The sequence below is a fragment of the Sphingomonas adhaesiva genome, from assembly GCF_036946305.1.
Classification (GTDB): Bacteria; Pseudomonadota; Alphaproteobacteria; order Sphingomonadales; family Sphingomonadaceae; genus Sphingomonas; species Sphingomonas adhaesiva_B.
Genome location: NZ_JAQIJJ010000008.1, coordinates 87461 through 111959 on the forward strand (window position 1 = coordinate 87461; position 24499 = coordinate 111959).

Below are 24499 nucleotides of genomic sequence, written 5' to 3' on the forward strand. Positions count from 1 at the left end.
GTCGAACGGGGGGAATGGGCATATGAAGCTTCTTGATGCGGACGCCATCGGCGAAACCGTCCTTCGTACCTTCGCTGGGCGCACGTCGCGCCGCGGGATCCTGTCGCGCCTGGGGCTGGCGCTGGTCGCGGCGCCGGCCTTCCCGCTGCTGCCGGTCAGCCGCGCGCAGGCGTCGAAGCTCGATCGCTCGCCCGAGGCGAAGACCGTCTTCGCGCGCAACGCGCAGACGAAGGACGAGACGAAGTGCGACTACTGGCGCTATTGCGCGATCGACGGCGCGCTGTGCACCTGTTGCGGCGGCGGCATCCACAGCTGCCCGCCGGGTGCGGAGCCCTCGCCCGTGTCGTGGGTGGGCACCTGCATCAACCCGGACGATGGCAAGGCCTATCTGATCGCCTACCGCGATTGCTGCGGCAAGCCGACGTGCGGCCAGTGCGAGTGCGACAATACCGATCGCGAAACGCAGCTCTACACGCCGCAACTCAACAATGACGTGATCTGGTGCTTCGGCACGTCGAGCATGGAATATCATTGCTCCACCGCCGTGCTGGTGGGGGCCGCGGGCTGAACCATGGCGCTCGGGTGGCTGGCGGCGGCGGGATGGCGGATCGCCGCACTGGCGTCGGGCGGGATGGCGATCGCCACCGTCGCCGCCGCCACGTCGCCGCGCCCGTCCTTGCCTGCGGCGATCACCGATCCCGTGCTCGCGCGCTCCGATTATATCGAGCATTGCGGTGGCTGCCACGGCGCCGACGGGCGTTCCGCGCCCGCCAGGGTACCGGAGTTGCGCGACCGCGTCGGCTATTTCATGTGCAACGCCGACACGCGCGCCTATCTCGTCCGGCTACCGAACGTCGCGCACAGCCGCATCACGGATAATCAGCAGCTCGCCGACCTGGTCAATTTCGTCGTGTTCGGGCTCGGTGGCGCCAGCACGCCAGCGCAGGCACGTCCGTTCACCGCCGCCGAAGTGGCGCAGGACCGGCATGCGGCGCTGTCGTCGGTATCGCTGCGCGAGGAGCGTGCGCGGCATGTCGCTACTGCGATCCGGCACTGTCACGCACCGGTTTCGCTGCGCCGCTTCTACCCCGGCGAGCCCGGCTGACAGGTATTTTTACCGCGTCGCAACGCTCCCGTTCGCAGCCGCACAAATCGCTTGACCAATATAGGACGTTTGTCCAGTCTCTCGAGTCGAGGGGATACGGGGCACCCCGAATCCAGCTGCGTCCACAGGGGGCTAGGCCGCGCATGACCATCCCACCACGCATTGACGGATCCACCGCGGCGGCGCCCGCGTCGCCGGCGATGACGGCGTCGCGATCCCACCGCCCGCGACTGCTGCTGCTGGGGCTGGCGGGGACGTTGGTCGCCGTCGCGCACGCCAATGCGCGCGACGCGGCGCCGCCGTCCAACCCGGTCGCGGATGCGTCACGCACCGAAACCGAGGAGGGCATCCCCGTCACCGATGCGCTGACCACGGAGAAGTGCGGCACCTGTCATGCCCCCGATGCCAAGGGCAATCTGTCGCGCATCTCCTGGCTGCGCACGACGCCGGAGGGCTGGTCGCAGGCGATCAAGCGCATGGTGCGGCTGAACGGCCTGCAGGTCACGCCCGACGAGTCGCGTGCGATCGTGCGCTACCTCGCGACCTTCCACGGCTTGGCGCCGGAGGAGGCGAAGCCGGTCATGTACCTGCCGGAGCATCGCATCGTCGACGAAAGCGCGATCCCGAACGACAGCGTGCGCCAGGCGTGCGCCGCCTGCCACGCCTTTGCGCAGCCGCTGTCGTGGCGGCGGTCGAAGGTGGAGTGGAAGCTGCTGCAGGACATGCATGTGGCGATGTATTCGCAGGCGGAAGCGCAATACCGGCGCGCGATCGATCCCGCGCCGGGCGTGCCGCCCACGCCGCCGGGGACGCCGGCGGTCACCAACGGTCAGGTCGCACTCGACTATATCCAGAAGGCGGCGCCGCTGCGCACGCTGGAATGGGGCAACTGGCGCCCGCGCATCCGCGCGCCCTATCTGGCGGGCAAATGGCTGGTGTCCGCGCATTTGCCGGGGCGTGGCGATTACGTCGGCGAGATGACGATCGCGCCGGGCAAGACCGCGGAGGAGTTCGCCACCACCACCACGCTGCGGTCGCTGACCGGCGGCCCGGCGCTGACGCGGCGCGGGTCGGGGCTGGTCTATGGCGGCTATTCCTGGCGCGGCCGGTCGACAGGGCCGGCGGCGGCCACGGCGGTCGACGATCCCAACCAGCCCACGCGCGAGGCCTTGTGGTTCGCGCCCGATCAGAAGAGCGCCGAAGGTCGCTGGTTCTGGGGCGAATATCATGAGTTCGGCTTCGACGTGAAGCTGACCCGCGAAGGGGCGGAGCCGGCGATCGCCGCCGTCGGGCCGGTCGCGCTGCGCGCCGGGACGACCGGCGCCAGAGTCCATGTCGCGGGCGCGAACCTGCCCGCGGACCTGACCGCGGCGGACGTCAACCTGGGCGAGGGCGTCACGGTGACGAAGGTGGAGCGCGCCGGGCCGGACGATGTCGTGGTCGTCGCGGACGTTGCCGCCGACGCCGTTCCCGGGCGCCGCGACATCGGCCTCCGCGGCGCGGTGCTGACGCAGGCGCTGCCGGTCTATCAGCGGATCGATTTCCTCGAGGTGGTGCCGGAGACGGGGCTGGCGCGGCTTGGCGGCGAGGCGCATCCGAAGGGTTATGGCCAGTTCGAGGCGATCGGCTATGCCAACGGCCCCGACGGCAAGCCCAATACGCCCGACGACGTGAAGCTCGGGCCTGTCGATGTCGACTGGCGCGTCGAGGAGTTCACCTCGGTGCTCAACGACGACGACAAGGCGTTCGTCGGCACGCTGAGCCCGACCGCGCTGTTCACCCCGGGCGCGGACGGCCCCAACCCCGCGCGCCGCTTCGGGCGCAACAATTACGGCGATGTCTGGGTCGTGGCGACCGCGCGATCGGAGAAGGATCGCTTCGGCCAGCCGCTGACCGCGCGCGCCTATCTCGTCGTCAGCGTGCCCGCGTACCAGCGCTGGGACCAGCCGGAGGTCGCCCAATGACCGTCATGCTATCGCACCGCTATCGCCCGGGCGAATATCACTCCTTCGCCGCGGCGGATGCGCGGTTCATCTATCTGGTCAGTGCGGGCGCGATCTTCCAGCTCGATACGGCGGCGCAGGCCGTGCTGGAACACCTCGAACGCGAAGCGATGGGCCATGGCGACCTCGTCGGCGCGTTGGCGGGCGGGGGCATGCCGGCGGCCGATGCGGAGGATCTGGTACGCGAGCTGCGGTTCGCCGGCGTGATCGTCAGCGATCAGGCCGCCTATGCGCCGGCACCGTCCACCCCGCCGCGCGACTTCCCGCTACAGGCGCTGGTGCTCAACATCACCAACCAGTGCAATCTGGCGTGTACCTATTGCTACGAATTCGGCGCCGACAAGATCGCCACGCCGCAGGGCAAGAAGAAGTACATGTCGCTGGAGACCGCGAAGGAGTCGGTCGATTTCCTGCTCGACCAGTCGGCGGATCGCAAGGGCGTCCACATCACCTTCTTCGGTGGCGAGACGTTGATGAACTTCCCGCTGCTGAAGGAGGTGGTGGGCTATGCCACCGACCGCGCGGCGGCGGCGGGCAAGCGGATCGGGTTCAGCCTGACGACCAATGCGACGCTGCTGACGCCCGAGATCATCGCCTTCCTGTCGGATCATGCGATCGGGGTGACGGTCAGCATGGACGGCCCGCCCGACCTGCAGGACAAGCATCGCATCTACAAGAACGGCAAGGGCAGCTACGCCGTGGTCGAACCGCGGCTGCGCGCGCTGATCGCGGGCCATCGCACGCGCGCCATCACCGCGCGCGTCACGCTGACGCAGGGGGTGACCGACGTCCTGCGCATCTATCGCCACCTGAAGGACGATCTGGGCTTCCACGAAGTCGGCTTCGCGCCCGTCACCAGCGGCGACGCGCGCACCTATGCGATCGATGCCGGCGACATGGACGGCATCCTGTCGCAATTCCACGCGCTTGCCGACGAATGGCTGGACCATGCGCTGCAGGGGCGGTCGCACGGCTTCTCGAACGTCAGCGAGACGATCAGCGAATTGATCCAGGGTGTCCACAAGTCGCACCCCTGCGGCGCGGGGCTGGGGCTGCTCGGCGTCGGGCCGTCGGGCGACCTGTCGCCGTGCCACCGCTTCACCGATGCGGACACGCATACGCTGGGCCATGTCTCGACCGGGATCGACCGCGACAAGCAGGGCGATTTCCTGTCGCGCGGCCACGTCGATGCGAAATATGCCTGCCAGAGTTGCTGGGCGCGGCCGCTGTGCGCCGGGGGGTGCCATCACGAGGCGTTCGTCCGCTACGGCGATACCGGCCACGCGAACCTGCATTATTGCGACTGGATCCGCGATTGGACCGACCGCTGCCTGCGCATCTACGGCGAACTGGCGGCGAAGAACCCCGCGTTCCTGGAACGCTTCGCTGACAGAAAGGCGCTGGCATGAAGCATCTTCGACCGCTGAACAAGAAGGCGTCGCGGATCGACGAGGCCGCGGCGATGCTGGCGGAAGACGTCGTCGCGCTCCAGCAGGCACCGCGCCCGCATGTGCCGATGGGCTGTTCGCTCGCCTTCTCGCCGGGGTGGGAGGTCGATGCCGGCGGCGGCACCGCGGGGCTGTGCCAGCCGGTCGAGCGCGACATCTACGATTGCTACGTCACCTGCTTCTGGCCTGTGCAGGTGCCGGACCATGTCAATTACTCGCCCGACTGGGCCAGCAATTGCGCCGTCGCCACGAAGGACTGGCGCAGCCTCGACCTGGTTTTCCCGTGATCGTCGCATCGTCCGCCCGCTGCCTTCGAAGAGGTGCCCGATGACCCTGTTCCGCACCGCCGTCGCCCTTATGCTCGCGCTGCTGCCCGGCCCGCTCCACGCCGGCACGATGTACATGGGCGGCTATCCCAACGTGCTGCTGCTGTTCGACGAGGCGAGCGGGAAGGTGACGCGCCGCATCACGCTGTCCACCGGATTGCCGACCGGCTTGCTGGAGTCGGCTGATCGCCGCAGGATCTACGTCTCCACGATCACCACGGGCGGGATCGAGACGTTCGACGTGGCGAGCGGGCGGATCACCGACAGCTTCAGCCTGAATACGCCGACGACCAAATACCGCTTCTACAGCGGTGTCGCCGATGCGGCGGGGCGTTATTTCTACACCGTCGCGGAACGCATCGACAAGGACATCGACCGCTACCGCATCGGCAAGCCGCAATATACCGTCGTCGACCTGAAACTGCACAAGGTCGTGCGCGCGGTCGACATGGAGGCGGAGGACGATACGCCCGGCGCGCCCTATCGCGCCGCCTATGCGCTGTCGCCCGACGGGCAGTTCTTCTACGTCTTCCGCGACAAGGCGATCGTCGTCGCGACGTCGAACCTGAAGGCGGTCGAGCGGATCGATCTCGCGAAGTCCGACATCGCGGGCTATGAAGCGGTCAATTTCGGCGGCGGGGTCGAGGCGATCCGGACCCCGGGACAGTTCGTGTCGCTGTTCAGCGCGGCCGACCCCTATGTGCACAACAAGGTGTTCGGCGTCGCACGGATCGACCTCGCCACCCGGCGCTTCTCCTTCGCGCCGATCGGGCCTGCGCCGACCACGCTGGCGGGGCTGGAGGTCACGCCGGACGGCAAGCAGGGCTATACCGTCGCCACCACCGGGTTGCTGGGGAACAAGAGGTGCGAGTTCTGGCGCTTCGATCTCACGACCAACCAGTTGACCGACAAGGCCGAATTTCCCTGCCGGACGCGCTTCCAGTTCGGCATGTCGGGCGATGGCACGAAGCTCTACATCTATGGCGCGAGCTACGATATCGAGGTCTATGACGCGCGCACGCTGAAGCTGGAGAGAACCTGGGACATCGGCAACGACGCGACCATGGCCGGACTTGTCGTCTCGCAATGAGGCGTCCGCGACCGTGACGCGGGAAGGCGCGATGGCGTGAACGTCGCGATCGACGGCTCCGGCATCGCCGCAGCCTGTTGCGCACACGTGCTGACGCGACGCGGCCTGCCGACGCGCACGATGCCGCGCGCTGGCGGGGGCGCGCCGGTGGTGATGCTGAGCGCGACGGCGGTCGCGCTGATCCGCGACGTCTTCGATCGCCCCGATCTGTTGGCGACGGCGCATCGGATCACGCGACGCATCGTCGCCTGGGGCGGCGCGGTGCCGGCGACGATGCCGCACGACGCGATCGTCGTCAGCGGAACCGCGCTCGCCGCGGCGCTGGCGTGCGATGCGGTGACCGACGACGCGATGACGGGGGACATGACCGTCCGCACGCGTCCGCGCGACGTGGCACCGATGATGCGCTTCGGCACGCGCGTGGCATGGGCGACAATGGTGCGGCTGTGCGACCGCGCCGCCGCGACCGACAGCTGGATCGAGGCGATCGACGCCGGATGGCTGTTCCTGATCCCGTCGGATGCGGCGGGTGCCGCGTGGCTGCTGTCGGTCGGTGGGCCGATCGATGAGGCATTACGGTGCAGCCGCCATATCGCGCCGCGCATCGTAACGGGCGACGCGCCGCACGAGATGTTCGATCCCGCTCCCCGGCTCGCTCCGCAGCTGACCGGCCCGGACTGGATCGCGTGCGGCTCCGCGGCGATCGCGTTCGATCCGATCGCCGGGGACGGCACCGCGCAGGCGGTACGCGCCGCGATCCTCGCTGCCGCAGTGATCGGCGGCATCGCCGACGGTGGCGATCCGGATGCGCTGCGTGGCCATTACGATGCGATGCTGACCGCGGCGATGCGCCGCCACCTGCAATTATGTGCCCCCTTCTACCTTAGCGGTGGCACCGGCGGATGGTGGCAGGCGGCGCACGCGGCGCTGGCGCGGGGGCATGACGCGTGCACCGCGCGCCTCGCCGCCGCCGGTCCCCCGCGCTTCGTGCTGGACGGCCACGACCTCGTCCCGCGGGCGCTGGTGGCATGACCGAACCCGTTCCGATCGCCGGGTGGCGCACCTATCGCCGGCTCGGCGTCTATCTGTGGCCTTATGGGGCGCAGCTGGCGCTGGTGCTCGTCATCAGCCTGTCGTCGACCGCGGTGAACCTGGCGCAACCCTATCTGTCGAAGCTGCTGATCGACGACGCGCTGCTTCAGCGCGACATGCGGGCGCTCGCCATCGTCGCGGCGGCGCTGCTGGGCGCCACCATCCTCGGCTTCGCGCTGAACATCGCCGCCAGTTACCGCCATGTCGCGCTGTCCGCGGCGATGCTGTATGATATTCGCGTTGCGCTGCTGCGGCATCTGCAGACGCTGTCGCCGCGCTTCTTCGGCGGGTTCCGGCTGGGCGACCTGATGTCGCGGATGAACAGCGACGTCAGCGACGTCCAGCGCGTCGCCGCCGACACCTTGCTGTCGGTGCTGAGCAACGTCCTGTTCCTGTTGGGCAGCGTGGCGCTGATGCTGTGGCTCAACTGGCGGCTGTTCGTGGTGGGTACCGCGCTGGTGCCCGCGTGCATCGTGGCGTTCCTGTGGTGCCAGCGACGGTTGACCCTGCTGACGCGTGAGATGCGCGAGCGCGGCGCCGATCTCGGCAGCTTCCTGGTCGACACGGTCATGGGGATGCGCACCGTGACCGCGCTGCGCGCCGGCGAGGCGGAGGTGGCCCGCTTCCGCACGCGCAACGACGCGTTCGTCACCGCGATGCTGCGAATGCAACTCGCCTCGTTCGCGGCGGGCGCACTGCCGGGGGCGATGCTGACCGCGTCGACCGCGGCGGCGATGCTCTACGGCGGCTATATGATCATCCACGACACGATGACGATCGGCACGCTGGTCGCGTTCATGACCTATCAGGGGCGATTGTTCGCGCCGATCCAGGTGCTGATGGGGCTGGGGAGCGGATTGGCCTCGGCGCGGGTATCGCTCGCGCGCATCGTCGAGCTGTTCGATACCCCCGCCGACGTGGTGGAGCGCCCGGATGCGCTCGCGCTGCCCCCCGTTGCCGGGGCGATCCGCTTCGATCATGTCGCCAAGCGGCACGATCGCGACGCGGTCCTGTCCGATATCGAGGTGACGATCCCCGCGGGCACGTTCTGCGCGATCCTGGGGCCGAGCGGTGCGGGCAAGTCGACCCTTGCCGACCTGCTGGTGCGCTATCAGGACGTCGATGCGGGGCGGGTGACGATCGACGGCGTGGATGTCCGCGACGTCCGTCTGGACGATCTGCGGCGTCGCATCATCCTGATCGATCAGACGCCCTTCCTCTTCAACGACACGATCGCGGCGAATATCGCCTTCGGGCTGGAGGATGTCGCGCCGGCGCGCATTGCCGCGGCGGCGCATGTCGCGCGGCTGGACACGTTGATCGCGCGGCTGCCACAGGGGCTGGCGACGTCGGCGGGCGAGCGGGGGCAGGCGCTGTCCGCCGGCGAGCGGCAGCGCGTCGCGCTGGCCCGCGCCTTCCTGCGCACCCCCGATGTCCTGATCCTCGACGAACCCACCGCCGCGCTCGATGAGGATACCGAGGCACTGGTGGCGGAGCGGCTGCGCGTGGCGATGCCGCAGGCGACGCTGATCGTCATCACGCACAAGCCGTCGCTGGCGGCGCGCGCCGACATGATCGTGCGCATCGACGGCGGGCGCGCGACCGTGTCGACCGCGACGACGCTGGTCGGGGCGTGACCGCGCGCACCGGGCGGGGAATCCGTATAGCGGTCGTCGACAGCGGCGTGCATCCCCGCCATCCGCACATCGATGCGCGGCAGTTGTGCGGCGGCGTCGCGGTGGCGCGGGACGGCGCGACCATGGACGGTCCGGATGCGCTGCTCGACCGGCTGGGGCACGGCACCGCAGTCACCGCGGCGATCCAGGAACGCGCACCCGATGCGCAGATCGTGACGGTGCGGGTGTTCCACGAAGCGTTACGCGCCTCGGCTGCGGCATTGGTCGCGGCAATCGCGTGGAGCGTCGAGGCCGGCGCGGACATCGTCAACCTCAGCCTGGGGTCGGTCAATCCCGCGCATCGCGGCGCCTTCGCCGATGCCGTCGAGCGTGCCGTTGCCGCCGGCGTGCTGGTCGTCGCGGCACGCGCGGTCGAGTCGCAGCCGTGCTGGCCGGGCGCGCTGGACAGCGTACTGGGAGTGGAACTGGACTGGGACTGCCCACGCGGCCATTACCGGCGCGTCGGCGCAGGTGTCGCGGTGGCCGCGGCGGGCTATCCGCGCCCGATCGACGGCGTCGCACCGACACGCAACCTGCACGGCATCAGCTTCGCGGTCGCGCAGATGAGCGGGATCGCCGCCTGTGCCGCAGAAGCATTGCACGACGAGGATCCGCTCGCAGACCTGTCGCGCACGCTTCCCTCGCGCCTGCTGCGCGACGCGGACACCGCCTGAGGTAACGCGCACCTGCCCTGCGGCGGGTGCGCGTTGCATCGTCGTCGATCAGAACTTCTGCGCCAGCCGCACGCCGAAGAATTGCGGCTTGATCGGGAAGACACGCGACGATCCCGAACAGAAAGTGATGGAGCAGAAGGTGTTGGTGGTCAGCTGCCCGCGTTTGTCGAACGCATTCTGGATGAAGAAGGTGACCGACCAATTGTCCCGGCTGATCCCGGCCGAGAAATCGAAGCTGACGAACCCCTTGGTGCTGCACGACCGCCCCGCAACGGTGTTCTCCTTCGCCGTATCGGGGCAGACCAGCAGGTTGTTGTCGGAGACGTTCAGGTCCTGGGTCGCCCCGGTCTGATACAGCGCCGCCCCCTGTAGATAGGTCTGAAACGCGCCGATCTCGGTGTCGTAGCGGATCGATGTCGTGCCCTTGAACTTCGGCTGGCGCGGCAGGCGGGTGCCGTCCGCCGCGGCGACCTGCGGCGTCCCGGTGTTCGTGCCGCCGACGTTCTGGCCCTGTGTGCAGGAGCTGAGCTGCGATATCACCTTCGTCGTGGCATCAACCGCGAAATTGCAGAAATTGCCCTTCAACTTGCCGTCGTTATACGCGCCCGACGTCGAGATGGTGACCTTTCCGAGCCGCAGATCGGCGTCATATTCGACGCCCTTCACATCCGCGATGCCGGCGTTGCCGGTCATCCCGGCACCCTGCGCGCCGGCGACCACGACGCTATACTGGATATTGCTCCATTTCTCGTAATAGACCGCCGCGTTGAAGCGGAACATGCGGTTCCACGTCGTCTTCACGCCGAATTCGTAGTTGGTCAGCGTTTCCGACTTGAACGGATCGACGTCGACCGGCCCCAGCGAGCGGATCCGCAACGGTCGATTGAATCCGCCGGGGCGGAAGCCGGTGGAGTAATTGGCGTAGATCATCTTGTCGGGCGTGACCTGCCAGTTGAGCGCGACCTTGTGCGTCTCCCCCTGCTCCTTGTAGCGCCCGGTCTGGTCGGCGGCGCGGAAGTTGGTGTTGAGGCACTGCAATCGTTCGGCGGGCAGCGGCGTCGGGCATCCCATCTTGCCGGTCGGGACGTAATAGGAGGTGACGGTGTTGGCGGCGGAGGCGGCAACGCCGGCGAAGCCCTTCACCGCATAATCGGTCCAGAAATATCGTATGCCGCCCGTGATCTTCAGCTTGGGCGTGATGTTGTAATGCCCTTCCGCGAAGACGGCGGTATCGTGATAGAGCTGGTTCTGCTCGACGATGTAGAAGCCGTCCTGCTTCACCGCGGGTGTCCCCAGCGCCATCGTGCCCAGCGGGTTGCCGTTGGGGTTGATGACGTCCGTCGTGAAGGCGCCGTCGCTGATCGCGAACACCGCCGGCACGCCGATCAGGCCACCGGGCACGTCGCCGCCCCCGGTCTGCGTATAGCCGGTGATCTTGTCGAGTCCACGGATCGCATAATAGGTGTTCGACTGATTCGCCTGCCGCTGATAGAAGCCGCCGACCGTCACATCGAAGGGCCAGTCCTTCGGCGTCGTCAGGCGCAGTTCCTGGGTGAACTTGTTGCGCTTCCAGTCGGCGTGATAATATTGCGTCGGATCGATCAGACTGCATTTCTGCGCCGCGCCGGTGCCGGTGCAATTGTCGAAGAACTGAAGATAGCTTTCGTATCCGACACCGAACCCGTCATAGGTGACGGTGTAATATGTATAATCGTTGAGCGTTTTCGTGCGTCGCTTGAAGAAGCCGGTGGCGGAGACGACGTCCCAGTCGCCGATATGGCCGTGGATCGACAGCGCGGCCTGGTACCAGCGGTCGTCGTTGCGGGTGGCGTTATAGTCATGCACCTGCAGGTCGCCGACGCGGGGGTCGTAGCCGAAATAGCCGCGCGCGATCTGTCGCTGCGCGGTGATCTCGGGCGTGATCTCCCACCCGTCCCATGGTGCGATCAGCAGCATCGCGCGGCCGCCATATTCGTTGATCGAATTATAGTCGTCGCGCGCGATCGCCGCGTTGCTGACCTGCATCGTGGTGTCCGGATTCGCGTCGCCGAGATGGTACACCGCCGGACGGCCATCGTTGAAACGGCCCTTGTTGGGCGTATTGTCGATGTATCCGCCGTCGCGACGATAGTAACCCATCGTCCTCAGCGCCATCATGTCGTTGATCGGGACGTTGATATAGCCCTGATATTGCGCGCCGAGATCGCCCTTGCCGTATTTGTTGATCTCCGCGTCATAGCCATATTCCAGCTTGTTCAGCTTCGGCTTGTTGGTGATGAAGCGGATCGTGCCGGCGAGCGACCCGGCACCGTACAACGTCCCCTGCGGACCCGACAGCGCCTCCACGCGCTCCAGGTCGTAAACATGGATGTCGGGCACTTCGGTGCCGGTGATGGGAATGTCGTCCAGATAATAGCCGACCGAGGCATAGGCACCGCCGGCGGGGACGATGCCGCGGAAGAACGCGGTGTTGCGCCCCGGACCGATCCCCTCGAACGACACCGATGGCATCAAGGAGGCGAGATCGCTCAACCCCTTGACCTGGCGTTGCTCCATCTTCTCCGCGCCCAGCGCCTGCATCGAGATCGGCACCGCCTGCACGCTTTCGGCGCGGCGCGTCGCGGTGACGACGATGTCGCCGAGGCCGGGATCGTCGTCGGCGGGCGGCGGCGCTTCGGTCGCGGTCTGCGCGGCGGCGGCGGTGGTCAGGATAACGGGCGTCAGAAAGGTGGTGGCGCCCAGGATGCAGAGATGCGCGGCGCGCGAACGGCAACGATTGGCCATGCGTAAAATCCCCCGATTACGCGTTGCTAGGCCTCTCCTGTCGGTCGCCCGCTCGGGTGTGGTCCCCGTATCGGGTCTCTCGCTGCGTTCCGCCTGCCGATCCGACGCCTTCGCACCCGTTGGCGATGGGCAGCCGACCTCGATTCCCGACATCAGGAAGACGCCGGAATGCCGAAGACCAACCCACCCGATCGTGGTGCCATGACGCTCTACAGAGCCGGTTCGTTCGCACTTGCAATATTGAGAACGACCGTCCTAGATTGAATACAGCCAACAGAGGTCGCGCTGTCAAGCGCGCATTATTGGGTCGAATCGACGAGACGACGCGACATCATCGTGCGTCCGCGAGCGAGAGTTTTTGTGCACCTGCTCACATCATCGGGAGGCGTATGGGGAACGTGATGGCGACACCTGCAGCCGGCGACCGGCGCGTCGACCTGTCGCGCGCGGCGGCGATACTGGACGGCGATCCCCATCATGCGCTCGCCGAGGCTGAGGCGGCGCTGCGGCAGGTGCCCGGTTTTCCCCCGGCGGAATTGCTGGCCTGCCAGGCCCTGCGCCGCGTCGGTCGTGCGGCGGCCGCGCTGCCGCGGCTGGAGGCGCTGGCGCGTCGACAGGCGCCGGTGCCGGCATTGTGGTGGGAGCTGGCGCTGGCCGCGGTCGACGTCGGGCGTACCGACCGCGCGATCGCAGCGCTGGAGCGGCTGACGCGGCAGCAACCCGCAGTCGCCGCGGGCTGGTTCCTGCTCGCGCGCGCGCTGCGCGCCGCCGGCCGCCATCAGGGCGCGTGGCGCGCCGACCTGTCGGGGGGTACATGCCGCGTCGAGCGACCCCGCGCTCATCGAGGCGGCGATGGCGATGAACGACGGGCGCCTCGACGAGGCGCAGCGCCTCCTCGACGCGCGGCGGCGACGGCATCCGGACGATCCCGTCGCGACCCGGCTGCTGGGCGAGGTGCGGTGGCGGCGCGGCGACATCGCCGATGCGCTGACGCTGGTCGGCGAGGCGCTCGATCAGGCCCCGGGGTTCGACCTGGCGCGCGATTTCCTGGTGCGGCTGCTGCTCCAGAGCAACCGGCTGCGCGAGGCGCTGGACCATGCCGAGATCCTGACGCGATCGCCGATGCGCGTGGCAGGGCACGACCTGCTCAAGGCCTCGGCGCTCGTCCGACTGGGCGATCAGGAATCCGCCGCGGCGATCTACCAACGCCTGCTGGCGCAGGAGCCTGCGCAGCCGCAGGTCTGGCAGAATCTGGGCCATGTCCACAAGACGCTGGGCCGACAGGCGGAGGCGATTCACGCCTATCGCCGCGCCGTGACCCTGAAGCCGACGATGGGGGAGGCGTGGTGGAGCCTCGCCAACCTGAAGACCGTGCGGCTGGATCAGGCGGATATTGCGGCGATGCGCGCTGCGCTCGACACGCTGGCGTCGGTCGGCGGGGACGATCGGGGCGACGACGTCTTCCACCTGCATTTCTCGCTCGGCAAGGCGCTGGAGGACGCGGGCGACTATGCGGCCTCGTTCGACCACTACGATCGCGGCAATCGCCTGCGCCGCGCGACGATCGCGCATGACGCGGATGCGTTTGCGGCGGAGGTGGCGGCGACGACGCAGACCATCGCCCCGGCGTTCATCGCGCGGATGGGGGAGGGCGGGTGTCCCGCGCCCGACGCCATCTTCGTCGTCGGCCTGCCGCGATCCGGCTCGACACTGGTCGAGCAGATCCTCTCCAGCCACAGCCAGGTGGAGGGGACGATGGAGATGCCCGACATGATGATGATCGCGGCGCGCCTGCAAGCGCGCGTCGACGAGGGCGAGTTCGCCGATGTCGGCGCGATGGTCGCGTCGCTGACCCCCGCCGACCGCCGTCGTCTGGGCGAGGAATATATCGAGCGGACTCGCGTCCACCGGCGCACCGACCGCCCCTTTTTCATCGACAAGATGCCCAACAATTGGCAGCACATCGGGCTGATCCGGCTGATCCTGCCGAATGCGCGGATCGTCGATGCGCGGCGGCATCCCGTCGCCTGCTGCTTTTCGGGCTGGAAACAGCATTTCGCGCGCGGTCAGACGTTCACCTACGACCTGACCGATATCGGCCGCTATTATCGCGACTATGTCACGCATCTGGCGGCGATCGACCGCGTGCTGCCCAGCCATGTCCATCGCGTGATCTACGAGCGGATGGTGGCGGACACGCCGGGCGAGGTGCGCCGGCTGCTCGACCATCTCGGCCTGCCGTTCGAGGAGGCGTGTCTCTCCTTCTGGCGGAACGATCGCGCGGTGCGCACCGCCAGTTCGGAACAGGTGCGGCGACCGATCTTCACCGACGCGGTCGATCACTGGCGCCATTATGAGGCGCATCTGTCCGACCTGTTCGCGGTCCTGGGGCCACTGGCGTCGGCCTATCCCGACGTGCCGGCGACCGTCGAAGGATCACTTTCGTAGCGAGACCAGATAGTTCACCAGCGCCGCGCGATCCGCCGGATTGGCCACCGAGATCGCCATGCGCGTTCCGGGCACCATCTTGCCGGGCGCCTGCAGGAACTTGTCGAGCGTCGGCTTGTCCCACTTCAGCCCGGACGCGCGCAGCGCCGGGGAATAGAGGAAATCGGTACTGGCCGCCTTGCGTCCGCCGACACCCGCCAGATTGGGGCCGAGCCCGGCGCGCTGTCCGGGCGTGCTGACGTGGCACATCTGGCACCGCTGGCGAAAGATCGTCCCGCCATCCGCCTGCTGCGCCGACGCCGTCCCGGCCAGTACCGACAGAGACGCCGCGGCCAGGCCGGTCATCCACATCACGCTGCGACAGTCCACGATCCACCCCCCTGAATGATGCGTCGCACAATCATGACGATCGTCCAGTTTGTGGCAAGTCCTTTCTTTGCGGGGGCGTCGGCCTGTCGCCTAGCCCCCAGGCCGATAGGTCCGCTCGACGTGCCCGGCGAGTTCGTCCGGGTGGAAATAGACCGGGCGCAGCCGTCCGGTGGCGTAACGGTCGATCTGGTCCGCGAAATGCGGCGAGGCGGGATCGCCGCTCTGTCCTCCCGCCATCACCGCACTGGCCTTCACGCGCGGCCCGAATTCGACCACCGCGACGAAGCTGTTGCCGCTGGTGCCGTAGTAGCGCCGCGTGCCCGGCCAGGTCTTTGCCCCGAACGAGGCGAGGCTGCCCCATTGCGCGGAGGTGAAGGGGACGGGAATCGACGGCCGCGCGTCGTCGAAATGCGGGCGGATGGAATCGTCCAGCCGCTGGAAGCGGTTGATCGCGCGCCACGGGGTGCGCCACGTCCCGAAGTCGCGCGACAATCGCGCGACCGCGGCCTCCAGCGCGGCGAGCGTCGCGGCCGGATCGACGCGTGTCGCGATATAATCGGGCACGTTCATCCGCTCCGCCTGCGCGACATCGCCCACCTCGCGCCAGAGCTGGTCGCCCCAGAAGACGGCGAGGCTGGTCGCGACCGAATCATATCCCCAGCGATGATCCCACCGCGCCAGCGTCGCGATCGGCGCCGCCAGCGCCTGCCGGCGCGGGTCGGCGCGGGGCAGCGCCCGCCATGCCGCGACCAGCCCCGGCAGCAGCCGCGCGAAGGCGGGCAGATAGGGGTCATAGGCGGCGACGCGCAGCCCCTCCGGCGTCCAGCCGCGCCTGCCGGTCAGCAGCAGGTCGGCATGGGCGCCGCGTGCATTGGCGCCCACCTGATCCATATAGCGAGGGTAATCGGCGGCGCGGGGGCTGTCCGGCCCTGCCGCGCTCCACGGCCAGTCGTTGGTGTTGTGGACCCAGCCGGTGCGTGGATTGGCGACGCTGGGCAGGCTGGCCAGCGTGTGCAGCCCCTTCCAGTCGGTCGCCGGGTCGCTGCCGTCGACGGGCCGGGTATAGTCGAAGCGATCGTCGCGCACCGGCATGAACTGCGGCATCAGGAACGCGATCTCGCCCTTGTCGTCCGCGAACAGCGTGTCGTTGGACGAATTGGCCTTGCGCTCGGCGACGGCCATGTATGCGGCCAGATCGGTCGCCCTGGTCCGCAGCCAGCTCTGTTCCAGCGCGGGGACCGGGCGCCACATCAGCGCGGTGGCGATCCAGCGGCCGTCCTTCGCCGCGACGATCGGTCCGTGATGCGTCCGCCAGGTGGCGAAGCGCCGCTCTCCGGTGCCGCCGTCGGCGCGGCGGAAGCGGATCGTCACCGCGCGTTCCTCGACGGGGCGCATCTCGCGGCCATAGCGATAGGCCCAGCCACCCGCCCGCCGCGTCACCGCCTCCGCGAACTGGTCGACATTGTCGACGGTGGAGGAGGTGTGCATCCAGCCGGCGTGCGCGTTGAACCCCTGATAGACGAAGAACTGCCCCCAGGTGCTGGCACCATAAGCGTTCAGCCCCGCATCGCTGGTCACCTGCGCCTCGGAGCGGAAGTAGAAGCTGGTGTGTGGATTGATGAGCAACAGCGCGTGCCCCGCGCGCGTCAGCGCGGGCGCGATGGCGATGCCGTTCGACCCGGACGGCTCGCGCGGGATCGCGCCGCGCTCCTCCGGGCTGGGCGGTGTCGGCTGGCCGTAGAAGGTTTGCAGGTCGGCCAGCGAGATGCGCTCGATATCACCGCCGATGCTCCCCTCGGTGAAGCTCAGCGCCATCCACGGTTCGAAGCGGGTCAGGACGCGGGGCCGGGTCTGCGGGTGCGTCGCCAGATAGAAGTTGAGCCCGTCCGCCCAGGCGTCCATCAACGCACGCAGCCAGTCGGGACTGGCGGCATATTGCGCCTTCAGCACCGCCGGATCGACGAACAGCCGCTGGCGCAGGTCCGCCCAGATCGCCGTCTCGCCCTCCGCCTCCGCCGTGCGCCCCAAAGCGGTCAGGTAATTGGCCTCGATGCGCGCGAAATCGTCCTCCGCCTGCGCATAGGTCATGCCGAACACCGCATCGGCATCGCTGCGTCCGCGGATGTGCGGGATGCCCCAGTCGTCGCGGGTGATCGTCACCCGCGCCGCCTGCGCCTGCCATCGCGTCATGTCCGGATCGGGCGCCGTCGCGCCCGTTGCCATCGCGAGCATCATCAGGAGGACCAACGGATTGCGCGCGTGGCGGGGGAGCCTATCCATACCTCCGTCTAGAATAGAAGGGGGCACGATGGCCATGCGCTGGTTGACGATCATCGCGGCGCTGCTGCTGGGCGGCGCGACCGAGCCGCCCGGCGCGCCGGCCGCGATCCTGCTGCGTCCCGCCGCGGTGTTCGATGGCGTCGACGGCCTGGCGCACGCCGGCTGGCAGGTGCTGGTGCGCGGCGACCGTATCGTCGCGGTCGGCCCGGCACTGACGGTGCCCCCGGACGCGCGGGTGATCGATCTCGCCGGCGACACGCTGATGCCGGGGATGATCGAGGGGCACGGGCACCTCTTCCTGCATCCCTATGACGAGGCGACATGGGACGATCAGGTGCTGCACGAGCCGCTGGCGCTGCGCACCGCGCGCGCGGTCGCGCAGGCGCGCGCGACGCTGCACGCCGGGTTCACCAGCGCGCGCGACCTTGGCACCGAGGGCGCGGGCTATGCCGATGTCGGGCTGAAGGCGGCGATCGACCAGGGGATCGTCGAGGGGCCGCGGCTGCGCGTCGCCACCCGCGCGATCGTCGCGCTCGGCGCCTATGGCCCCAAGGGGTTCGAGCCGGGCGTCGCCGTCCCGCAGGGGGCCGAGGAAGTATCCGGCACGGAGCAGATGGTGGCGGCGGTCCGGCGCCAGATCGCGGCCGGGGCGGATTGGGTGAAGCTCTACGCCGATTACCGCTGGCGCCCGGGCGAGGAGAGCCGCGCGACGCTGAGCCTGGACGAGATCAAGGCCGCGGTCGCGGCGGCGCACGATGCCGGACGCCCGGTGGCGGTCCATGCGACGACGCCCGAGGGGATGCGCCGCGCGGTCGAGGCCGGCGTCGACACGATCGAACACGGCTATGGCGGGACGGCGGCGATCTTCGCGGCGATGGCGGCGAAGGGGATCGCGCTGTGCCCGACGCTGGCCGCCGCCGACGCGAGCGCGCGCTATCGCGGCTGGAACGGCGCGGAACCGGCGCCCGCCGCGGTACGCGCCAGCCGCGACGGCTTCCGCCGGGCGCTGGCCGCGCATGTGCCGATGTGCATGGGCGGCGACGTGGGGGTTTTCGCGCACGGCACCAATGCGCGCGAGATGGAACTGATGGTGGCGGCGGGTATGACGCCGGCGAAGGTGCTGCTCGCCGCGACCTCCGGCAATGCGCGCTGGATGCGGATGGACGACCGCATCGGTGCGGTGAAGCCGGGGCTGCTGGCGGACCTGGTCGCGGTGGCGGGCGATCCTCTGGCCGATATCGCGGCGGTGCGCGACGTGCGGCTGGTGATGAAGGACGGGCGCGTGATCCGGCTGTAGCCGGTGAGGTGCCTTGTAATCACCGTGCTCCTGCGCAGGCAGGAGCCCAGGGTTGTCGGTCGCATCGGACGTCGTTCTGCCTGACCCTGGGCTCCGGCCTTCGCCGGAGCACGAGGTGCCTGGTGCGACCTCCCGCCATCCTGGCGTGCCGCGAAGGGTTCGGCAAGACAGTGGGGGAAATCGGTCAAGACCGGGAGACAGCGGCGCCCGGACCTCTTCAGACCGCCAGCGCCGCCACCAGCCGGTCGCGGACCTCGCGCTTCATGAACTTGCCGCTGGCGTTGCGGGGCAGCGCCTCGTCGACGACCCACAGGTATCGCGGCACCTTGTGCCGGGCCATCAGCGCGGCGCAATGGTCGCGCAGCGCGTCGGGCGACAGCGTCTCGCCCGCCTTGGCCACCACCGCCGCGCCGACTTCCTCGCCCAGTCGCTCGTCCGGCACCCCGAACACGCAGCATTCGGCCACCGCCGGGTGGCGATACAGGCTCGCCTCCACCTCCGCGCAATAGACGTTCTCGCCGCCGCGCAGCACCATGTCCTTCTTGCGATCGACCACGAAGATAAAGCCATGTTCGTCGATGCGCGCGATGTCCCCGGTGTGGAGCCAGCCGTCGGTGATCGCCGCGGCGGTCGCCTCCGGGCGGTTGATATAGCCCTTGATGACGGCCGCACCCTTCACCCACAATTCGCCGACCGCGCCCGGTGGCACGGTACGGCCGTCGTCGTCGACGCATTTCGCCTCATAGGCGGGCATCGCCGGGCCGGCGCTGTCGGGCTTGTCGACGAAGAAGTCGCCGCCGACGGAGGTGATGATCCCGCACGTCTCCGTCATGCCATAGCCGGTGCTCGGACGCGCGGTGCCGACCTCGTCGTCGATGCGCTGAACCAGATCGGGCGGCACCTGCGCGCCGCCGCCGGCGAGCGCCACGAGGCTGGAGGTGTCGGTGGTCGCGAAATCGGGATGGTTGATGACCTCGCGCGCCATCGTCGGCACCCCGCTCATCGACGAGACGCGCTCGCGCGCGATCAGCCGCAGCGCCTCGCCCGCGTCCCAGCGGTACATCAGCACCAATTTGCCCCCCGCCGCCGTCGTCAGATACGCGCCGCAATTGTTGGCGGTGACGTGGAACAGCGGCGTCGTCAGCAGCGTGACCGGCGGGGCAGGGGGTTCCGCGGGCGGTGCGATGCCGGTCGCCAGCTCCATCGCGCGCGCGCTCGACGCGCCCGAATAGAGCATGTTGAAGAGGTTGGTGACGCAGCCGCGGTGCGTCAGCTGCGCGCCCTTGGGGAAGCCGGTGGTGCCGGAAGTGTAGAAGATGCACGCATCCGCATCGGGATCGATCGCGACATCCGGCATCGCGCCGCCATGCGCGACGACGGCGCTCCACGGCGTCACGTCGTCCGCCTCGTCGGCGATCCGCACGCCGACGAGGCGGATGCCGTCCCCCATCGCGGCGCGCTCGCGCAGCCGCGCCAGCCGCTCGGCATCGAGGAAGAGGACCTTGGGGCGCGAATCGTCGAGCGCATAGGCCATCTCCTCCGCGGTCCACCATGCGTTCATCCCCACCGCGGCGACGCCGATCGACACGCACGCCCAATAGGCGAGCAGCCATTCGGGATAGTTGCGCATCGCGATCGCCACGCGATCGCCCGGCCGCACGCCCTGATCCCACAGCCATGCCGCGACCGCATTCACGCGTGCATGCGCCGCGCCATAGGTCAGCCGCTCGTCCTGATAGACGAGATAGTCGCGCTCCGCGAACGCGGCGGTGGAGAGCCAGATGTCGCGGACCGACGCGGGCGCGTGGCGATAGGTGCGCACGCGGCGGCCGAGCACGTCGGCCTCGACGATCTCGAACGCGCCGCCCGCGCCGGTCAGCTCCGCGCGCGCCTGCTCCAGTTCGGCATAGTGCATGTGACGGAAATCCTCTCCTGCCGCGGCGTCCTCGCCGTCGGTCGTGTCAGTCGAATCCGACGAAGCGCGCCGCCTCCGCCACCGGCTTGCGGTTCGATACGACCGCATTCGCCGGAAAGTCGTCGTCGGGCCAGCCCAGCGCGATCGCCTTCATGATGATCTGGTCGTCGGGGATGCCGGCATGTTCGCGCACGACGGGCGACTGCATGATCCCCTGGCTGTTGATGACGGTGCCGAGGCCACGCGACCAGGCCGCGTTGACCAGCGCGGTCGCCACCGCGCCGCAGTCGAACGGCGCATCGTCCATCCCCTCCAGCGCGCGGTCGAAGGAGATGATGACGCAGACCGGCGCGTCGAACTGGCGGAACCCGCGCAGCACCCAGTCCTGCCGCCGTTCGGCATCGTCGCGGGCGATCCCCATCGCGCCGAACAATTGCTTGGCGACCTCCACCTGCCGGTCGCGATGCACGCCGGCGAACCCGCCGCTGCCGGTACGGAATTCGCGCGATTGCGGCACGCCCGCCAGCGTATTCTCGGTATTGCCGCGGCGGATCCGCGCCAGCGGCTCGCCGGTGATGACGTGGAAATGCCACGGCTGCGTGTTCATCGACGACGGCGCGCGGCTGGCGAGCGTGATGATCTCTTCGATCAGCGCGCGCGGTACGGGATCCGGCTTGTAGCCGCGGATGCTGCGGCGGCCCATCACCACCTCGTCGAACGTCATCGCCGGCGCGGTCACAGCAGGTCCCCGCCGCACGCCGCCGCGGTCGTGCCGTCGCGCTCGAACGCCTTGATGACGTTCTTGCCGACCGTCCAGCGATGCACCTCGTCCGGCCCGTCGACCAGCCGCTGCGACCGGATGTGCGTGTACCAGGCGGCGAGCGGGGTATCGAGGCTGAACCCCAGCGCGCCGTGCAGCTGGATCGCGGTATCGACCACCTGATGCACCATGTTCGCCAGGAACACCTTGGCGATCGAATTCTCCTGCCGCAGGTCCTCGCCCCGCTCCGCCTTATAGGCGATGTGGAGCAGCATCAGCCGCGCCTTGTAGATCTCCGCAGCGCAATCGGCGAGCATCCACTGCACGCCCTGCCGGTCGGACAGTTTCTGCCCGAACGTCTCGCGCTGCGTGACATGGCCCACCGCCAGGTCGAGCGCGCGCTGCGCCATCGAGACGTTGTGCATCCCGTGGCGCAACCGGCCATAGGCGAGGCGGTGCTGCCCCATGTTGAAGCCGTTGCCCTCGCCGCCCAGCAGATTTTCGGCCGGAACGACCAGATTCTCGATCACCACCTCGGAATGGCCGCCGCCCAGCACCTCGGTCAGCGGGCCGTGGACCGCCATCGTCTCGATATCGCGCACGATGCGATAGCCCGGGTCGGGCAGCTCGACGATGAACGTCGAATAGCGCTGGTGGCGCGGCGCATCGGGATCGGTCATCGCCATGACCAGCGCGATGTCGGCGACGCTGGCGGCGGAGGAGAACCATTTCTCGCCGTTCAGGACATAGCTGTCGTTGCCCTGCTTCACCGCGCGGGTCTGCATCCCCGTCGCGTCGGCGCCCGCCGCCTTCTCGGTCATCGAATAGCAGATGCGCTTTTCGCCGTTCAGCAGCGGCTTCAGGAATTTCTCCTTCTGGTGCTCGGTGCCGTGCGTCAGCAGGGTCAGCATCGTCGCATCGTCCGGCCCCTGGGTGTTCATCGACAGCGCGCCGAGGTGGCTCTCGCCCAATTCCATCTGGACCAGCGCATTGGCGAGCGGGCCGAGCCCCATGCCGCCATGCTCCTTCGGGATGAACGGGCACCACAGTCCCTGTGCGCGCGCCTTGGTGCGCAGCTCGTTCAGGACCGCCTTGTAATCCTCCCCGGCGGCGAGCCGTGCCTCGGCGGGCTTGCACTCGTCATGGACCCAGCGGCGCACCTGTTCGCGCACCGCCTTCGCCTCGGCCGGAATCTCGAAGTCGATCGACACCTGTCTCTCCCTCACGCCTTCTTGTCGGTGAACGCCGCGATGCGCGCGCGCATGTCGGGGCCGACGCCCTCATTCTCCATCACTTCCCATTGCAGCCCGGCGTCGAGCGCGCCGCCGTCGGTCGCATCCAGCAGCCGCTTGTTGGCGGCATGGCTGAAGCGCGAATTGGCGGCGATCCGCCCTGCCAGCGCCGCCACCTCCGCATCGAAGCGGTCGAGCGGGATGACGCTTTCGGCAAGCCCGATCCGCAGCGCCTCGGCCGCGTCGATCATATCGGCGGTGAACATCAGCCGCTTGGCGGTCGCCACGCCGACGCGCCGCGGCAGCCGCTGGCTCATTCCCCAGATCGGGGTCAGCGCCCATTTCGCATGGGTGTCGCCGAAGCGCGCATTGTCGGCCGCGACGATGAAGTCGCACGCCAGGGCCACCTCCAGCGCGCCGGTGTAGCAATGGCCGTGGACCGCCGCGATGACGGGCATCGGCAATTTCTCCATCAGCCGCAGCGTCTCCGAATGCCACCCGCGCGAGGGCACCTCCTCGCCGGTCGCGATATCGGCCAGGTCGTGCCCGGCGGAGAAACAGCGCCCCGCGCCGCGCAGCACGACGCAGGCGATGGTATCGTCGTCACGCAGCGCCGCGACATGCGCGCGCAGCTCGCGAAAGACGCCGACCGTCAGCGCGTTGAGCTTGTCCGGCCGGTTGAGCGTCAGCCGGCACCAGCCGTGCATATCCTCGCGCAGGACGAGGGGTGCGGGCGTCGCGTCAGGCACGCGTCGGGATCTTTTCGAACGGCACGTCCTTGTCGACGCGGACGTCGCCGGGCAGCCCCAGCACGCGCTCGGCGATGATGTTGCGCAGGATCTCGTCCGTGCCGCCCTCGATCCGGGTCGCCGGGCTGCGCATCAGCATCGCCTGGAATCGCGCGGCGGCGGCGGCGCGCGTCGCATCGGTCAGCACCCCCGCCTCGCCCTGCTGGTCGATCGCGAACATCGCGATCTCCTGCATCGTCGTGCCGGCGACCAGCTTGCCGATCGAATTCTCCGGCCCCGGCTGCTCGCCCTTCGACAGCGCGGTCAGCGAGCGCATCGCGGTATATTTCAGCCCGCTCGCCTTGGTCGCCCAATCCGCCAGCTTCGACCGGATCGCGGGATCGTCGACCAGCCGCCCGCCGTCGTGGCCCGGCGCGCGGATCGCATAGTCGAGCAGCGGTTCGAACCCGGTCGACATGCCCGATCCGATCGACAGCCGCTCGTTCATCAGCGTCGTCAGGCTGACGTTCCAGCCATTGCCGACCGCGCCCAGCCGCTGGCGATCGGGGATGCGCAGGTCGGTGAAGAACACCTCGTTGAACCCCGACTGGCCATGCGCCTGAAGGATCGGGCGCACCTCGATGCCGGGCGAGCGCATGTCGACCCAGAACATCGTCAGCCCCTTGTGCTTGGCGACGCCGGGGTCGGTGCGCGTCAGCAGGATGCCATACTGGCTGATATGCGCGCCGCTGGTCCAGATCTTCGATCCGTTGACGATCCAGTCGCCGCTGCTCTCCTCCTGCACCGCGCGCGTGCGCAGCCCGGCGAGGTCGGAGCCGGCGGCCGGTTCGGAGAACATCTGGCACCAGATGTCCTCGCCCGCGGCGAGTGGCGGCAGCAGGCGCTGCTTGTCCTCCTCGTTGCCCCAGGCCATCACCGTCGGGCCGCACATCCCCTGACCGATGATGAAGGTGAAGGAGAGCTGCGCGTACACGCCCTCCTCCTGGTTCCAGATCACGCGCTGCATCGGCGTGGCGCCGCGGCCGCCATATTTCTTCGGCCAGTGGAGGCAGGCCCAGCCGGCGTCGCGCTTCGCCTTCTGCCACTTCTTCGCTTCGGCGAGCATGTCGAAATCGGCGATGTCGGGCGACGTGCCGAAGCCGGAGCCGGACAGGATCGGATACAGATAGGTCGGCGCGTTGGCGTCGATCCAGGCGCGCGCCTCGGCGCGGAAGGCGGCCTCTTCGGGCGTATCGTCGAAGTTCATGGGCG

At 68.7% G+C, this 24499-nt stretch carries 18 protein-coding genes and 1 pseudogene; 11 read left to right on the plus strand and 8 right to left on the minus strand.

Annotation, left to right across the window (positions count from 1 at the left end):
- Positions 1-22 precede the first annotated feature (22 nt).
- From PGN14_RS13960 to qhpE, 9 genes are all read left to right on the plus strand, one after another.
- Positions 23-568, plus strand: coding sequence for a methylamine dehydrogenase light chain (locus PGN14_RS13960; RefSeq protein WP_335300196.1), 546 nt, complete (start codon positions 23-25; stop codon positions 566-568).
- 3 nt (positions 569-571) lie between these two features.
- On the plus strand, positions 572-1105 hold the full coding sequence (locus tag PGN14_RS13965; RefSeq protein ID WP_335300198.1) for a c-type cytochrome: 534 nt from the start codon (positions 572-574) through the stop codon (positions 1103-1105).
- Between the two features lie 143 nt (positions 1106-1248).
- Positions 1249-3069 carry a quinohemoprotein amine dehydrogenase subunit alpha gene (gene peaA / locus PGN14_RS13970; RefSeq protein WP_335300199.1) on the plus strand — a complete coding sequence of 607 codons (1821 nt, stop codon included), beginning with the start codon at positions 1249-1251 and terminating at the stop codon, positions 3067-3069.
- Entirely contained in the window at positions 3066-4517 is a 1452-nt protein-coding gene (peaB, locus tag PGN14_RS13975; RefSeq protein ID WP_335300200.1) for a quinohemoprotein amine dehydrogenase maturation protein, read from the plus strand. Before peaA ends, peaB begins: the two co-directional genes overlap by 4 nt.
- The gene (gene qhpC / locus PGN14_RS13980) at positions 4514-4843 is read left to right on the plus strand and encodes a quinohemoprotein amine dehydrogenase subunit gamma (protein ID WP_335300201.1); all 330 of its coding nucleotides are present in this window, start codon (positions 4514-4516) and stop codon (positions 4841-4843) included. The genes peaB and qhpC overlap by 4 nt, the downstream gene beginning before the upstream one ends.
- A 40-nt stretch (positions 4844-4883) precedes the next feature.
- The gene (locus tag PGN14_RS13985) at positions 4884-5972 is read left to right on the plus strand and encodes a hypothetical protein (RefSeq protein WP_335300202.1); all 1089 of its coding nucleotides are present in this window, start codon (positions 4884-4886) and stop codon (positions 5970-5972) included.
- Positions 5973-6008: 36 nt separating this feature from the next.
- Positions 6009-7004 carry a hypothetical protein gene (locus PGN14_RS13990; protein ID WP_335300203.1) on the plus strand — a complete coding sequence of 332 codons (996 nt, stop codon included), beginning with the start codon at positions 6009-6011 and terminating at the stop codon, positions 7002-7004.
- On the plus strand, positions 7001-8701 hold the full coding sequence (locus PGN14_RS13995) for an ABC transporter ATP-binding protein (RefSeq protein WP_335300204.1): 1701 nt from the start codon (positions 7001-7003) through the stop codon (positions 8699-8701). The genes PGN14_RS13990 and PGN14_RS13995 overlap by 4 nt, the downstream gene beginning before the upstream one ends.
- The gene (gene qhpE / locus PGN14_RS14000; RefSeq protein ID WP_335300205.1) at positions 8698-9414 is read left to right on the plus strand and encodes a subtilisin-like serine protease QhpE; all 717 of its coding nucleotides are present in this window, start codon (positions 8698-8700) and stop codon (positions 9412-9414) included. Before PGN14_RS13995 ends, qhpE begins: the two co-directional genes overlap by 4 nt.
- Before the next feature lie 48 nt (positions 9415-9462).
- Here the strand turns inward: qhpE and PGN14_RS14005 are convergent, their stop codons facing one another.
- Positions 9463-12198 carry a TonB-dependent receptor gene (locus PGN14_RS14005; RefSeq protein ID WP_335300206.1) on the minus strand — a complete coding sequence of 912 codons (2736 nt, stop codon included), beginning with the start codon at positions 12196-12198 and terminating at the stop codon, positions 9463-9465.
- Between the two features lie 389 nt (positions 12199-12587).
- Here PGN14_RS14005 and PGN14_RS14015 point away from each other — a divergent pair.
- Positions 12588-14646: pseudogene (locus PGN14_RS14015) on the plus strand (sulfotransferase).
- On the opposite strand, the gene PGN14_RS14020 reads toward PGN14_RS14015, so the two are convergent.
- Both PGN14_RS14020 and PGN14_RS14025 read right to left on the minus strand, forming a co-directional pair.
- Positions 14635-14991 carry a c-type cytochrome gene (locus PGN14_RS14020; RefSeq protein ID WP_335300208.1) on the minus strand — a complete coding sequence of 119 codons (357 nt, stop codon included), beginning with the start codon at positions 14989-14991 and terminating at the stop codon, positions 14635-14637. The pseudogene PGN14_RS14015 and the gene PGN14_RS14020 sit on opposite strands and share 12 nt — an antisense overlap.
- A gap of 114 nt (positions 14992-15105) precedes the next feature.
- Positions 15106-17295: a penicillin acylase family protein gene (locus tag PGN14_RS14025; RefSeq protein WP_443019519.1), complete on the minus strand. Its 2190-nt coding sequence runs from the start codon at positions 17293-17295 to the stop codon at positions 15106-15108.
- Positions 17296-17323: 28 nt separating this feature from the next.
- Between PGN14_RS14025 and PGN14_RS14030 the strand changes: the two genes are divergently transcribed.
- A complete protein-coding gene (locus PGN14_RS14030) occupies positions 17324-18592 on the plus strand; it encodes a metal-dependent hydrolase family protein (protein WP_335300210.1) in 1269 nt (422 codons plus the stop codon).
- 217 nt (positions 18593-18809) lie between these two features.
- On the opposite strand, the gene PGN14_RS14035 is transcribed toward PGN14_RS14030, so the two are convergent.
- From PGN14_RS14035 to PGN14_RS14055, 5 genes are read right to left on the minus strand one after another with little or no spacing between them, the layout of a single operon-like run.
- A complete protein-coding gene (locus PGN14_RS14035; protein ID WP_335300211.1) occupies positions 18810-20507 on the minus strand; it encodes a class I adenylate-forming enzyme family protein in 1698 nt (565 codons plus the stop codon).
- Positions 20508-20553: 46 nt separating this feature from the next.
- On the minus strand, positions 20554-21231 hold the full coding sequence (locus tag PGN14_RS14040; RefSeq protein ID WP_335300290.1) for a nitroreductase: 678 nt from the start codon (positions 21229-21231) through the stop codon (positions 20554-20556).
- 11 nt (positions 21232-21242) lie between these two features.
- Entirely contained in the window at positions 21243-22478 is a 1236-nt protein-coding gene (locus PGN14_RS14045) for an acyl-CoA dehydrogenase family protein (RefSeq protein ID WP_335300212.1), read from the minus strand.
- 11 nt (positions 22479-22489) lie between these two features.
- Positions 22490-23248 (minus strand): enoyl-CoA hydratase/isomerase family protein, encoded by a 759-nt coding sequence (locus tag PGN14_RS14050; protein ID WP_335300213.1) that lies wholly within the window; start codon positions 23246-23248, stop codon positions 22490-22492.
- Positions 23241-24494, minus strand: coding sequence for an acyl-CoA dehydrogenase family protein (locus PGN14_RS14055; RefSeq protein ID WP_335300214.1), 1254 nt, complete (start codon positions 24492-24494; stop codon positions 23241-23243). The genes PGN14_RS14050 and PGN14_RS14055 overlap by 8 nt, the downstream gene beginning before the upstream one ends.
- Positions 24495-24499: the final 5 nt, after the last annotated feature.

What these genes read in the sequence shown, in the direction of transcription:
- PGN14_RS13995 (WP_335300204.1), top strand. Translation starts at nt 7,001, where the DNA reads ATGACCGAACCCGTTCCGATCGCCGGGTGGCGCACCTATCGCCGGCTC.
- PGN14_RS13985 (WP_335300202.1), top strand. Translation starts at nt 4,884, where the DNA reads ATGACCCTGTTCCGCACCGCCGTCGCCCTTATGCTCGCGCTGCTGCCC.
- qhpC (WP_335300201.1), top strand. Translation starts at nt 4,514, where the DNA reads ATGAAGCATCTTCGACCGCTGAACAAGAAGGCGTCGCGGATCGACGAG.
- PGN14_RS14025 (WP_443019519.1), bottom strand. Translation starts at nt 17,295, where the DNA reads ATGGATAGGCTCCCCCGCCACGCGCGCAATCCGTTGGTCCTCCTGATG.
- peaA (WP_335300199.1), top strand. Translation starts at nt 1,249, where the DNA reads ATGACCATCCCACCACGCATTGACGGATCCACCGCGGCGGCGCCCGCG.
- PGN14_RS14035 (WP_335300211.1), bottom strand. Translation starts at nt 20,507, where the DNA reads ATGCACTATGCCGAACTGGAGCAGGCGCGCGCGGAGCTGACCGGCGCG.
- PGN14_RS14020 (WP_335300208.1), bottom strand. Translation starts at nt 14,991, where the DNA reads ATGACCGGCCTGGCCGCGGCGTCTCTGTCGGTACTGGCCGGGACGGCG.
- PGN14_RS14055 (WP_335300214.1), bottom strand. Translation starts at nt 24,494, where the DNA reads ATGAACTTCGACGATACGCCCGAAGAGGCCGCCTTCCGCGCCGAGGCG.
- PGN14_RS14040 (WP_335300290.1), bottom strand. Translation starts at nt 21,231, where the DNA reads ATGACGTTCGACGAGGTGGTGATGGGCCGCCGCAGCATCCGCGGCTAC.
- PGN14_RS13960 (WP_335300196.1), top strand. Translation starts at nt 23, where the DNA reads ATGAAGCTTCTTGATGCGGACGCCATCGGCGAAACCGTCCTTCGTACC.
- PGN14_RS14005 (WP_335300206.1), bottom strand. Translation starts at nt 12,198, where the DNA reads ATGGCCAATCGTTGCCGTTCGCGCGCCGCGCATCTCTGCATCCTGGGC.
- PGN14_RS14030 (WP_335300210.1), top strand. Translation starts at nt 17,324, where the DNA reads ATGGCCATGCGCTGGTTGACGATCATCGCGGCGCTGCTGCTGGGCGGC.
- peaB (WP_335300200.1), top strand. Translation starts at nt 3,066, where the DNA reads ATGACCGTCATGCTATCGCACCGCTATCGCCCGGGCGAATATCACTCC.
- PGN14_RS13965 (WP_335300198.1), top strand. Translation starts at nt 572, where the DNA reads ATGGCGCTCGGGTGGCTGGCGGCGGCGGGATGGCGGATCGCCGCACTG.